A 12294-nucleotide genomic window follows, 5' to 3' on the forward strand; every position below is an offset into this window, starting at 1 on the left:
GATGAAAAATATGACCAGCTCGGAATTGCGTTCCGCATTCCTGGATTTTTTCCGCCAACGCGGACATTCGATCCAACCTTCCAGTTCGCTGGTTCCGGGTAACGATCCGACACTATTGTTTACCAATGCCGGTATGGTGCAATTCAAGGACGTGTTCCTTGGACGCGAACATCGCGACTACACACGTGCCGCGACCAGTCAGCGCTGCGTTCGTGCCGGCGGCAAGCATAACGATTTGGAAAATGTCGGCTACACGGCGAGGCATCATACCTTTTTTGAAATGCTCGGTAACTTCAGTTTCGGCGATTATTTCAAACAAGAAGCAATACACTTGGCTTGGGATTTTTTGACCAAAGAACTGGGTATTCCTGCGGATAAATTATGGGTGACGGTTTTCGATGAAGATTCCGAAGCCGAAAAAATCTGGCTGGAAGATGTCGGTGTCGATCCGAAGCGTTTTTCCCGTATCGGCGCGAAAGACAACTTTTGGGCGATGGGCGACATCGGTCCGTGCGGTCCGTGTAGCGAAATCTTTTATGATCACGGCGAATCGATTCCGGGTGGACCGCCGGGTTCTCCCGATGAAGACGGCGACCGTTTCATCGAGATCTGGAATCTAGTGTTCATGCAATACGAACGCGATAGCGAAGGTAATCTGCATGCATTGCCCAAGCCGTCGGTCGATACCGGCATGGGGCTGGAGCGAATTGCCGCGGTCATGCAGGGCGTGCATAGCAATTACGAAATCGATTTGTTTCAAGGCTTGCTGAAGGCGGCCGCGAAATTGGCCGGCACCGAGGACTTGACCAAGAGTTCGCTACGCGTGATCGCCGATCATATCCGCTCATGCGCGTTTTTGATCGTGGATGGTGTTTTGCCGTCTAACGAAGGGCGCGGTTATGTGTTGAGGCGAATCATTCGCCGGGCCATTCGCCACGGTTACCGATTGGGTATCCGTGAAGTTTTCTTTTATCAATTGGTAGCGCCGCTTGTCGAACAAATGGGCGAGGCTTATCCCGAATTGAAAAATGCTCAAGACCAAGTCGAGCGCGTACTAAAAAAAGAAGAAGAGCGCTTTGCCGAAACACTCGAGCAAGGGATGAAGATTCTGGAGGCTTGCGTAGCCAAGCTGGAAGGTTCGACGATACCCGGAAGCATCGTGTTTCAGTTATACGACACTTACGGATTTCCGGTCGATTTGACCGCCGACTTTGCGCGCGAACATCAGTTGACGATCGATCACGCCGGCTTCGAGACCGAAATGGCCGAACAGCGCAATCGGGCGCGGGCGGCAAGCAGCTTCGGTGCCGATTACAATCAAACCTTAAAACTCGATGGTCAAACCGAATTCACAGGCTATCAATATCTTGAAGACAGCACCAAGATCATCGGCTTGTTTAAAGAAGGCGAAGCGGTAGAGAGCTTGAACGAAGGCGATGAGGGCATCGTCGTCTTGGAAAAAACGCCGTTTTATGGCGAATCCGGCGGACAGGTCGGCGACAGCGGACGCATTGCGACCGAGCAAGGCGTATTCGAAGTCGTCAACACGCAAAAGCAAGGCGGCGACTTGTTCTTGCATCGCGGCAGACTGTTGTCGGGAAGTTTGTCGGTGGGTGAAAACTGTACCGCAAGCGTCGATAAGATCAAACGAAAAGCGACCGAGTTGAACCATTCTGCGACACATCTATTGCATGCGGCCTTGCGTGAAGTCTTAGGCGATCATGTAACGCAGAAAGGATCCTTAGTGAATGCCGATCGCCTGCGTTTCGACTTTTCTCATTTCGAACCGGTGACGCCCGAGCAAATCGCTACGATCGAACGCTTGGTCAACGAACAAATTCGTTTGAACGAGCCGGTATTGGCAGAAGTCATGGCCAAGGAAGAGGCGATGCAAGCCGGGGCAATGGCCTTGTTCGGCGAAAAATACGGCGATGAAGTCAGGGTCTTGCGTATCGGCGGTTTTTCGACCGAACTGTGCGGCGGCACGCACGTCGATCGGGCCGGCGATATCGGCTTGTTCAAGATCATCGGCGAAACCGGTGTTGCCGCCGGCGTCAGAAGAATCGAAGCGGTTACAGGCAATGTGGCATTGGATTGGATCGACAGTCGCGATAAGGCCTTAGCTATCATTGCCGGATGCTTGAAAAGCGCGCCGGAAAAGGCGGCCGATAAAGTCGAGCAATTGCTGGAAAAAAATAAGCAACTAGAAAAAGAGTTGGAACGTTTAAAGTCGAAATTGGCCAGTTCCGCCGGCGGCGAGTTGAGTAGTCAAGCAGTTGATATTGAAGGTGTTAAAGTCTTGGCGGTTAAAATCGACGATAGTGACCCGAAAGCGCTCCGTGACATGCTTGACCAATTGCGCAACAAGCTCGGCAGCTCGGCAGTCGTGCTTGCGACAGTCAAAGATGATAAAGTCAGTCTGATAGCGGGAGTATCGAAAGACCTGGTTTCTAAAATCAAAGCCGGTGATTTGGTCAATGTGGTAGCCACGCAAGTCGGCGGTAAAGGGGGTGGTCGACCCGATATGGCTCAAGCGGGAGGTAATAATCCGGCGGCATTGCCGGAGGCGCTCAACTCGGTTGCGCAATGGGTTCGGGAACAACTCGGTGCTTATTTTAAAGGTTATTGAATAATGGGATTATACGTATATAAATTCGGTGGAACATCGGTCGGATCGGTCGAACGAATCAAAGCGGTAGCGGAAAAAGTTAAAAGAGTTCATGACCAGGGAGATCAATTAGTCGTTGTCGTCTCCGCCATGAGCGGCGAAACCAATCGTTTGACCGCTTTGGCGAATGAAATCCAGAAGTATCCGAATACCCGGGAAATGGATGTTTTATTGTCGACCGGCGAGCAGGTGACGACATCCTTGCTGAGCATGGCCTTGCATGAGCTGGGATGCCCAGCCTGCTCCTATACCGGCGGGCAAGTCAAAATTTTGACCGATAGCAGTCATACGAAGGCCAGAATCATCAATATCGACGATAAAAGAATGCGCGAGGATTTGGCGGCGGGACGCGTGGTTGTCGTTGCTGGCTTTCAAGGCGTTGACGAGAAGGGTAATATTACGACTTTGGGTCGCGGCGGTTCAGATACGACGGCAGTTGCTTTGGCGGCAGCCTTAAAGGCCGATGAATGTTGTATTTACACCGATGTTGACGGCGTTTATACGACCGACCCGCGGGTCGAGCCGAATGCCAGGCGATTGGAAAAAATCACCTTCGAGGAAATGCTTGAGATGGCCAGTTTAGGTTCGAAAGTATTGCAAATTCGATCGGTCGAGTTCGCCGGCAAATACAATGTGCCATTAAGAGTTTTATCATCATTTACAGAAGGCAAGGGTACGCTGATTAGCTATGAGGACGATCAAATGGAACAAGCTTTAATTTCAGGAATTGCATTTAACCGGGACGAGGCCAAATTAACGATAACCGGTGTGCCTGATTTGCCTGGCGTCGCCTATAAAATTTTGGGACCGATTGCCGATGCCAATATCGAAGTCGATATGATCATTCAGAATATCGCCGGCGATGAGACGACCGACTTTACCTTCACGGTGCATCGCAACGATTACGAAAAAGCCAAAGGGCTGCTTGATTCGGTTTGCGCCGAATTAGGTGCCAAGGCCGTTACCGGAGATGTCAAAATCGTCAAAATATCGATCGTCGGCGTCGGCATGCGTTCGCATGCGGGAATCGCCAGCACGATGTTTAAAGCCTTGGCAGACGAAGGTATTAATATTAGAATGATCTCGACCTCGGAAATTAAGATTTCGGTCGTCGTCGATGAAAAATATCTGGAATTGGCGGTTAGAGCCCTGCACTCGGCCTTCGAGCTGGATAGAGAGCCGGTAGAAAGTTAGTTTTATTTATCAATAAAACCTGGTAGAATAGCGCTCTTGGTTGGTTACTGCATGCAAAGCAGTAGAAATTACATACAATATAGGGAGAAGCCATGCTTATCTTGACTCGTCGGGTAGGGGAGACTTTGATGATTGGTGATGAGGTAACCGTCACTGTTCTTGGAGTCAAAGGAAATCAGGTTCGCATCGGTGTCAATGCGCCAAAAGAAGTATCGGTTCACCGAGAAGAAATTTACGAAAGAATTAAAAAGGAACAATCGGAATCAACGGATAGAAGCGATTCCGAGTGACCTAAGGAAGTTTCGGAGAGTTGGCCGAGAGGCTGAAGGCGCTCCCCTGCTAAGGGAGTATGGGCTTTAACTCCCATCGAGGGTTCGAATCCCTCACTCTCCGCCATCGATTTTAAAATCGATTATTTTTTAAAATAAAATCTTGACAAGATAAGACAAAGAGAAGATAATAAGCGGCTCAATAAGGCGCCCGTAGCTCAGCTGGATAGAGTACTCGGCTACGAACCGAGCGGTCGGGAGTTCGAATCTCTCCGGGCGCGCCATTGACAATACCGAATTAATCCCCTGTAGCTCAGTCGGTAGAGCGGGTGACTGTTAATCACTAGGTCGGCGGTTCGAGCCCGTCCGGGGGAGCCATATAAATTAAGGCCTGTAGAGTTTTTCTCTACAGGCCTTTTTTATTTGTAGTGCCTTTTATAGTGCCTTTGAAAAAATACAGTATTACTCCATAATTCCAACAGTCTCCCGGTGGGGGCGGTATCGGGTCGGAAAAATCTGCACGACCTGTTAAGAACAAACTTCGCATCATCATTCAATATAGCTCATGGCCGATTTTACCTTTACTCCAGCCGATTATCCCGAGATTCGTCATCGTATGATGGATTTGAACAGTAAGATTTTCAGAAAGCTCACGAAGGACGACATTAAAACCTGCGGCAAGCATTTAGGGATTTGGCATCAAAAGACATTGATGGTCAAAAAAGAAAACGAAATGGACTTGTTTACCGATTATGCGATTTACGGCTATCGTCCGAACGACTTCAACATGGCGGAGAAGTTCTTGCGTCTATTCAGCAAAGAAGCCGACGAATATGAATTGGAATTGCTGCGTCGCATGAGCCAAGCGCCTTATGCGATTTACCGACTGGATGAAACGAATCGCAAAGATACCATCAAAGCGGAGAATATATTCAGCAAAGCGACTTTTCAGATTATCGATTACAACATGGCGAAAGCAACTAGTTTAGGAGTGGTTCTGGCGGGCTATTTGGTCGATTTCGATGGTTTTTCGATTCAAACAGGAGGAACCGTTTTTCTCAGCAAAGAAATCCTCCAGGTGGAGCAGGTCAAACGGATAATTGACCGGATCGATGATAATGAGTTGAGTCATTTTCTGAACAAACCGGCAAACGGCGCCAAGATGGCAAAAGCGATCTTTTCTGCGACTTTCCAATTAGATAAAACCTCCAATTTTGGTCATAGACCGATTTAAACAGTCAAAGATAGACGCTCAATCGGTCGTATATCTCGTCCGGGGTTAATAATAAAGCAAGGGCTTACGTTAACGCTTAGGCCCTTTTTTATTGGCTGCGTTTCTGATGGTCTCCCGATCGGCATCGGGCGGAAATATTCCTTCAATTAAAATTTTGGTATTGAGTCGGTTAGCAGGGAATTGGCTAATCCGACTACTTAATGCATTTAACTTTTGCCAATGGGTAACCGCCGAACTTCTTGCTTCTTTCCTCGATGGTTTTTTACTGCCGTGTACTTTTGGTCCCTCATGAATCCGAGGAACCTTTGAATCGTGAGTTCCATTCGTTTACCAAGTTCTGTAGTGCGTGCGGAAACAATTCGCTGGATGAAGTCTGAAAAATCCAACGCTTTCATCTAAACTAAGTTGCTTTTTTAAAATGACTGGCTATAATCCAAAAAAAGCAATTGTTTTTGAGCAGTTATTGCTTTGCAAATCCATGGCCTACTGCTAAGTTGACTCGGTCATTGCCGTTTGTGTGAATGGTTTGTCTGTTGAATAGGCCTATGTGAGTCGTATCAGTTCCGAACTTTCATTAGGAGCTTACTATCATGACGACAACGCTTAAGGCAGCCTTATCATTTTCACTGGCCTTGCCGCATATCGTTTATTCCGATGAGCTCGATGATTTTCGTCATTTCTATGGCGATGAACAAACGGTAGGTATCGCGACCGGCTATTCCCGTCCCTTGGCCGAATCCCCGTCGGTCGTCACGGTCATCACGGCAGACGACATCAGAAAGAGGGGCGCGGTCTCGATTGAAGAGTTACTGGAAACCGTGCCGGGATTCCATGTGTCTTCGGCCAACGGTTTTGTCCCGGCCTATGTCGTTCGAGGGATTTTTTCGCCACTGAGTTCTCATGTTTTAGTGATGCAGGATGGCGTGCCCGTCAACGATCCGGTCAATTCCGGTAAGCTATTCAGTTACACGCATCTGACCAAAAATATCTCAAGAATCGAAATCATCCGAGGCCCGGGGTCGGCGCTCTACGGTGCCGATGCCTTTGCCGGCGTCATCAATATCATCACCAAAACCGGTCGGGAAATCGGCGGCGGCGAAGTCGGTGCGTTGGCCGGCAGTTTCGACAGCTATGGCGGTTGGGCATTGTTGGGTAAGCAGTTCGGTGATTTTGATCTGGCTTTTTCGGCTCAAGGCCGAACCACCAAAGGTCAGCGGGAGACCGTCAAAGCCGATGCGCAAACCCGAATGGATCGGCTGTTCAATACGCAGGCATCATTGGCGCCGGGGCCGATCAATGTCGCGCGTAACGACATCGATGTGGGTGCGTCGCTACGCTATCGTGACACGGTCAAACTGCATCTGCGTTATCAGGATTTCGAATCCGCCAATGGTGTGGGCACAACCTTGGCGTTGGATCCTGACGGTTCAATCCGCTATCAATCCTGGACGTCGGGGCTCGATCTCAAACAACGGTTTGGCAATTTCGAACCGCAGTTCAATCTGAACTATTTTTTCTACAAAGCCACCGGTCTCAATCATCATTTTCCTGCCGGAGCCTTCGGCGGAACTTTTTCCGACCCGGTGACCTCGACATATCAGTATTTTTCTCATACCGTCGATGCGACCTTCAAGACACTCTATGACGGATTCAAGCATCACCGAGTCACTGTCGGAGCGGGCTATAAATATGCGGTGGCACACGATCTCACGGAAAACCGCAATTTCTTGATCCTGCCGAATAGCCTGATCGTACCTGCCGGGCCGTTGCAAAGCACCGACAGCCTCGGGGTCGAAGCCTTATCCGACGACGCGGACCGACACATCGTATTCGGCCTCGTCCAGGATGAATGGAACATTGCCAATGACTGGACCTTGACCACCGGGCTCAGGCTCGATCATTATTCCGATTTCGGTTTGACGGCCAATCCCAGAGCCAGTCTGGTTTGGCAAGTCGGCCCCGCGTTGTCGGCCAAACTGATGGTTGGGCGCGCCTTCAGGGCGCCGTCTTTCATCGAACTCTACAGTAATGAGGGTCTGCAATTACGGGGCAACCCGAACTTGAAGCCCGAAACCATCGATACCGTAGAGTTGTCGGTCGCCAAAAAATGGAAATACGGCCTCTCGACCGGTATCAATCTCTTCGGGTATTCCAGCGCCGATCTGATTGCCGAGACGAGTAGCACGCTACGCACCTTCGAAAATTCCGCCGGAGCGATCGGTTATGGTTTCGAGTGGCTCGGTCAATACCGATACAACGAAAGTCTGACGTTCGATCTCAATTACACCTATCTGCGACTCGAGCCGAAGAACAGCGCCAATGACAGTTTCATCATCGGCGCACCGCAGCACGATATCTTTGCGCAGATCAACTGGCAATTCGTGAAGGATTGGCATGTCAATGTGCGTTCCGATTGGATCATCGGCCGGCATCGGGCGGCGGGTGACGAACGTGATGCGATCGGCGATTATGTCCTGGTCGGATTCAACTTGCGCCGCGAGCAGTTCATGGACGGCCTGGCGCTCAGCTTCAAGGTCGATAACCTATTCGAGGTCAAAGCCCGGCATCCGAGCATCAACGGCCAGGCGGTCCCATACGATTATCCGATCGCAGGGATCGCCTTTCTCGGGCAAGCGGAGTTAAGCTTTTGAACCGCACAAGCGACCCGCAAAACCGCCTGCGGGAGGCGCCGGGACCGAAAGGCTGCCCGGTGACCGGTTCGTTACCGATGCTGGCCTCGAATATCTTGCGGTTTTTTGAACGCGTGACGGCCAAGCATGGCGACATCGCCTTATTCACATTGGGCCGAAAGAAGGTCTATCTGATCAGTCACCCGAAAGACTTGGCGACGCTGTTCGCCGATGAAAGAAAAGGGGGCTACAGCCGGCAATTTTTTCATGAGGCCTACAAGCCGTCGTTCGGCAACGGTATTTTTAACAGTTACGGTGAAACCTGGCAAAAACAGCACCAGATCCTGCAGCCCTACTTCCAGAAGCGGGCAATCGAAACCTGGTTCCCGATTCTGCGCGAGGAAACAGAGCTAACGATACAGCGTTTGACAACGCGGCAACAACCGCACATTCATGTGGAACGCGAGATCTTGCCGCTGGTGCAATCGATCATGTGCCGGATACTGTTCGGCAGACCCTTGGACGACGACGATTCGCGCCGCGCCGTGGAAGCGATCAATACGGTCAGCCGCTACAACGTGACCCGCTCGATATCGGCATTCATTCTGAACGGCGTATTCAACCGCCTGCCCACGCCCGGTAATCGAAAATTTCATCGAGCGCTCGATGATATCGATCGGACCCTGACGAATTTACGGGTCAAGGCCGAGCAGGCCGAGCAGGCCGGCGATGACAGCAGTTTGATCGCCCAATTGGCGCCGCATTTCGATGCTCAGGAACTGCGCGATCATTTATTCACGTTGTTTTTCGGCGGACAGGACACCACTGTTAACGCCATCGCCTTTACGCTCTATTATTTGGGTAAGCATCCGATGATACAGCAACGGGCTGCGGCTGAGGTCGAGTCCGTCTTGGGAGCAACGGGGCCATTGGCCTATCGGGATTTGAAACGGCTTCCCTATACCAACAGCGTCATCTATGAATCGATGCGATTGGCGCCGCCGGCCTATGCCGCCTACCGAGATGTCATCGGCGACCGGCAACTGAGGGATGTGCGTATTCACGACCGGTCACTGCTCGTGTTTTCACCCTATCTGACCCATCGCCACACGGATTTCTGGCCGGATCCCGAGCGCTTCGACCCGGAACGCTTCATAAGCGGTTCCGCGCAGGAACGATTCGCCTTTATGCCCTACGGCGGCGGCATGCGCACCTGTCTGGGCATGAACCTGGCGCGCGTGGAAATCCTGACCGTAGTGGCTTTATTGCTGCAACATTTTCAATGGACCTTGCCGGAAAATTACCCGGTGAAGTTCGTTCCGCACATGACACTGAAGGCCCGAAAGGGCATCACGATCCAATACTCGAAAAGAACATGAATCTCCTGGTAGCCTCCGCTTTCGGTGACCTCACGGCGCAACTCGAACGACAGCTCCGCACTGACGGCATAGTCGCCGATCTGACGTCAGCTCAATCGGCCGATGAGTTGGTGGAAGCCTTGTTGGAACAGCGCTTCGACGGCTTGATAGCCGATTATACGCTCCACGACATCGATATCTGGAAACTGTCGACCCTGGTTCGTTCCGGCCGATTCGCCGATCCAGCGGTGCCGATCTATCTGATTCAGGAAAGCTGCGAGACCGAAATTCCCCGCATCTTGGCCAATGAATACCGATTCAAGGTCGCCGCTTTGGACCAATTGACGCGGATGCTCATCACCCCGCCGGACCTCGATGCGTTCAAGCCGACCCTGTTGATCATCGAAGACGAGCCGGATGCCGCCAATATCGCTTTTCATGCATTGGCGGATCATTATCGGATCGATGTGGCGAGAGAAGGGCGGCAGGGTTTTGAGTTGTGGTTGCGGCAACGGCATGATCTGATTCTGTTGGATTTGATGTTACCCGGGCTTTCCGGCGACCGCTTGCTGACCGAAATACTGGCGGTCGACTGCGAGCAGCCGGTCATCATCGTGACCGCCTTTTCCGGCCTGGAAAATCACAAGAACCTACTGATCAATGGCGCCAGCGAGTTTCTCGGCAAGCCCTATTCATTGACCGAACTGCGTAAATTATGCCAAACGGTTCATCATCGGGCGCGCTTGGTCACAGAAATTCATTACCGGGAAGACCAATTCAAACTGATCGGCCATCAGCTCTGGCTGTTGGACCGGTGTCTAGCCAAAAACGATCATGTCAACAGTCATCGCGTCATGCAACGCATGCAAGCGATCATTCCGGCCCTATCGCCGAGTGACGACGAACAATTCAAGCTTGTGCAATCGGTAGCGTCACGGTAAAGACGCTCCCTGGCTTGTTGCTCGTGACGTCGATTTCGCCCGATAGCAATTCGCAATACAGTTTGGTGATGGCCAGTCCAAGGCCGGTGCCGCCGGCCGGGCGGCTGAGGCTCATGTCCGCCTGCCAGAAGGGCTCGAAGATCTTATCGCGGTCGGCTTCGTCGATACCGCAGCCGGTATCGCAGACCCGGATGTTCAAATGCGCTCGGTGAATCGACCAGGCGATCTCAATGCGTCCTTGTTGGGTGAATTTATTGGCATTGCTCAACAGGTTCATCACGATATGCGCTACCTTGTCTTGATCGGTGTCGATCTCGGCCGCCTCGCCGGTCATCCGGATGCGATTGCCGCTGTCTTTGGTCAGCGGTTCGATTTTTTCGACGCATCGCAGTATAGTGGACCCCATTGTCCAGACAATTTATCACCGAGTTTAAGAGGGTGTTGTCTTTGTTACAGCTGACTGGCGCTGCCCCAATTCTTCTCTATTGTCTAAACCAATGACTCAAAAATTAAGTCATTTCCTTTTTCATTTTATTAAATTGTTATTATTGCGCCGCAGGCATTTTGATATTCCATCATGCTTGCTGCGGCGGAATGTGGTCAAAGGGTGAATTAGTGTGGGTAAGCTCGTGGTAAACTGCCTAAGCAGTTTTCTATCAGCTTATCCACACGTTCCGAAGGAAATTCACGCTTTGTCCACATGGAGTCCGCCGGTAGTCTCTTTATCTGTCCGTTCGTTAAATTTATCCACAATCATTGCCCCACCGCCTTCCGCTGTCTGATAGATTTGATCAGGTGTTTTATAGCCTAATGCCTGGTGATATCGCTCACCGTTGTAGAAGGCAAAATACTCGGTCAACCCCAACAATAGCTCAGGCATATAAACATAGTTTTTCGGATAAATATCCTCGTACTTAACACTCCGCCAGAGACGTTCAACAAAGATATTGTCCAATGCTCGCCCCCGTCCATCCATGCTGATTTTGATGCTGTTTTCTTGTAACACAGCGACCCATTTGTCACTGGTGAATTGCGAACCCTGGTCGGTGTTGAAAATCTCCGGTGCTCCGTATTGCTTGAGAGCAGCCGTTAAACAGTCCACACAAAACCCAACATCCATCGTGTTCGACACCCGCCAAGCCAAGATTTTGTGGCTGTACCAATCCATAATCGCCACCAGGTATACAAAACCATGTGCGAGCCGGATGTAGGTGATGTCCGTACTCCAGACCTGATTCGGGCGAATCACACTGAGCCCTCTGAGCAAATACGGATAAACCGTATGTTCAGGATGTTTTTTGCTAGTATTCGGGCCTGGAACCATCGCAATCAGGCCCAATATCCGCATCAAGCGTTGCACACGCTTTCGGTTCACGGCGTGACCTTGCATGCGTAGCCAAACCGTCATTTTCCGGCTGCCATAAAAGGGATGCCGAGTATATTCTTCATCCAGTAAGCGTAGCAACATCAGTTCGACTTCATCTACTTCGTGCTTGTCCGTATACACTGTCGATCGTGCGATGCCAGCCAGTCGGCACTGTGCGGCTACCGACAGTCCAGCACTTGAATTAATCCAGCCCTGACGCAGGCTTAAAGGTTGATCCCGGACTTTTTTTTAAGCCATTCCAGCTCCATGTTGAGCTGGCCAATCTTGGCGTACAAGCGCTCTGGATCGCTTTGCGGATCAATGGCCTTGGGGCCACGCTTTACGTCAAACAATTGACTGGCATTTTCCAATAAAGCCTTCTTCCATAGACCTACTTGGGTCGGATGAACACTATAGTCTTGTGCTATTTCATTAACCGTTTTACTCCCTTTTACAGCCTCCAGTGCCACTTTAGCCTTTTGTGTACTGATCATCAACGTGCGCTTTTTTTCACTCATTCTCGCCTACCTTTTTTATGATAGACACCATCTTAAACTATTGTCTGGATTTTGGGGTCCACTATAGTCGTTCACTGGAACCTAGTGTCTGGCTCTTTTGGGTCGTCAACAGACAT

9 protein-coding genes and 3 tRNA genes are annotated in these 12294 nt (G+C 50.7%); 10 read left to right on the top strand and 2 right to left on the bottom strand.

Annotated features, from left to right (window positions below; translation table 11 throughout):
* Position 1: 1 nt before the first annotated feature.
* The 10 genes from alaS (at position 2) to EQU24_RS07985 (ending at position 10294) form a co-directional block, all read left to right on the top strand.
* Positions 2–2629 (top strand): alanine--tRNA ligase, encoded by a 2628-nt coding sequence (alaS, locus tag EQU24_RS07940; RefSeq protein ID WP_175421723.1) that lies wholly within the window; start codon positions 2–4, stop codon positions 2627–2629.
* Positions 2630–2632: 3 nt separating this feature from the next.
* Entirely contained in the window at positions 2633–3862 is a 1230-nt protein-coding gene (locus EQU24_RS07945; protein WP_017839999.1) for an aspartate kinase, read from the top strand.
* Positions 3863–3954: 92 nt separating this feature from the next.
* Complete coding sequence (gene csrA / locus EQU24_RS07950) at positions 3955–4152, top strand: carbon storage regulator CsrA (RefSeq protein WP_026130091.1); 198 nt, start codon at positions 3955–3957, stop codon at positions 4150–4152.
* Positions 4153–4166: 14 nt separating this feature from the next.
* Positions 4167–4258 (top strand) — tRNA-Ser (locus EQU24_RS07955).
* An 80-nt stretch (positions 4259–4338) separates the two neighbouring features.
* Positions 4339–4415 (top strand) — tRNA-Arg (locus tag EQU24_RS07960).
* Between the two features lie 18 nt (positions 4416–4433).
* Positions 4434–4509: transfer RNA gene (locus EQU24_RS07965), tRNA-Asn, on the top strand.
* Between the two features lie 187 nt (positions 4510–4696).
* Positions 4697–5365, top strand: coding sequence for a DUF7986 domain-containing protein (locus EQU24_RS07970; protein ID WP_017839997.1), 669 nt, complete (start codon positions 4697–4699; stop codon positions 5363–5365).
* A 590-nt stretch (positions 5366–5955) separates the two neighbouring features.
* A complete protein-coding gene (locus EQU24_RS07975) occupies positions 5956–8016 on the top strand; it encodes a TonB-dependent receptor plug domain-containing protein (protein WP_017839995.1) in 2061 nt (686 codons plus the stop codon).
* Positions 8013–9374: a cytochrome P450 gene (locus EQU24_RS07980; protein ID WP_017839994.1), complete on the top strand. Its 1362-nt coding sequence runs from the start codon at positions 8013–8015 to the stop codon at positions 9372–9374. The genes EQU24_RS07975 and EQU24_RS07980 overlap by 4 nt, the downstream gene beginning before the upstream one ends.
* A complete protein-coding gene (locus EQU24_RS07985) occupies positions 9371–10294 on the top strand; it encodes a response regulator (RefSeq protein WP_017839993.1) in 924 nt (307 codons plus the stop codon). The genes EQU24_RS07980 and EQU24_RS07985 overlap by 4 nt, the downstream gene beginning before the upstream one ends.
* On the opposite strand, the gene EQU24_RS07990 is transcribed toward EQU24_RS07985, so the two are convergent.
* The gene (locus tag EQU24_RS07990) at positions 10263–10700 is read right to left on the bottom strand and encodes a sensor histidine kinase (protein WP_017839992.1); all 438 of its coding nucleotides are present in this window, start codon (positions 10698–10700) and stop codon (positions 10263–10265) included. The genes EQU24_RS07985 and EQU24_RS07990 overlap by 32 nt on opposite strands.
* A gap of 279 nt (positions 10701–10979) precedes the next feature.
* Positions 10980–12178 (bottom strand): IS3 family transposase gene (locus EQU24_RS07995; protein ID WP_138767126.1). Its coding sequence is split into 2 segments (ribosomal slippage): positions 10980–11902 and positions 11902–12178, totalling 1200 coding nucleotides; the frame shifts between segments, so codons are not numbered across the junction.
* Between the last annotated feature and the right edge of the window lie 116 nt (positions 12179–12294).

The sequence above is a fragment of the Methylotuvimicrobium buryatense genome (assembly GCF_005931095.1).
Taxonomy (GTDB): Bacteria; Pseudomonadota; Gammaproteobacteria; order Methylococcales; family Methylomonadaceae; genus Methylotuvimicrobium; species Methylotuvimicrobium buryatense.

Coding starts and splice junctions, on each gene's coding strand:
- alaS (WP_175421723.1), top strand. CDS start 2: ATGAAAAATATGACCAGCTCGGAATTGCGTTCCGCATTCCTGGATTTT.
- EQU24_RS07945 (WP_017839999.1), top strand. CDS start 2,633: ATGGGATTATACGTATATAAATTCGGTGGAACATCGGTCGGATCGGTC.
- csrA (WP_026130091.1), top strand. CDS start 3,955: ATGCTTATCTTGACTCGTCGGGTAGGGGAGACTTTGATGATTGGTGAT.
- EQU24_RS07970 (WP_017839997.1), top strand. CDS start 4,697: ATGGCCGATTTTACCTTTACTCCAGCCGATTATCCCGAGATTCGTCAT.
- EQU24_RS07975 (WP_017839995.1), top strand. CDS start 5,956: ATGACGACAACGCTTAAGGCAGCCTTATCATTTTCACTGGCCTTGCCG.
- EQU24_RS07985 (WP_017839993.1), top strand. CDS start 9,371: ATGAATCTCCTGGTAGCCTCCGCTTTCGGTGACCTCACGGCGCAACTC.
- EQU24_RS07990 (WP_017839992.1), bottom strand. CDS start 10,700: ATGGGGTCCACTATACTGCGATGCGTCGAAAAAATCGAACCGCTGACC.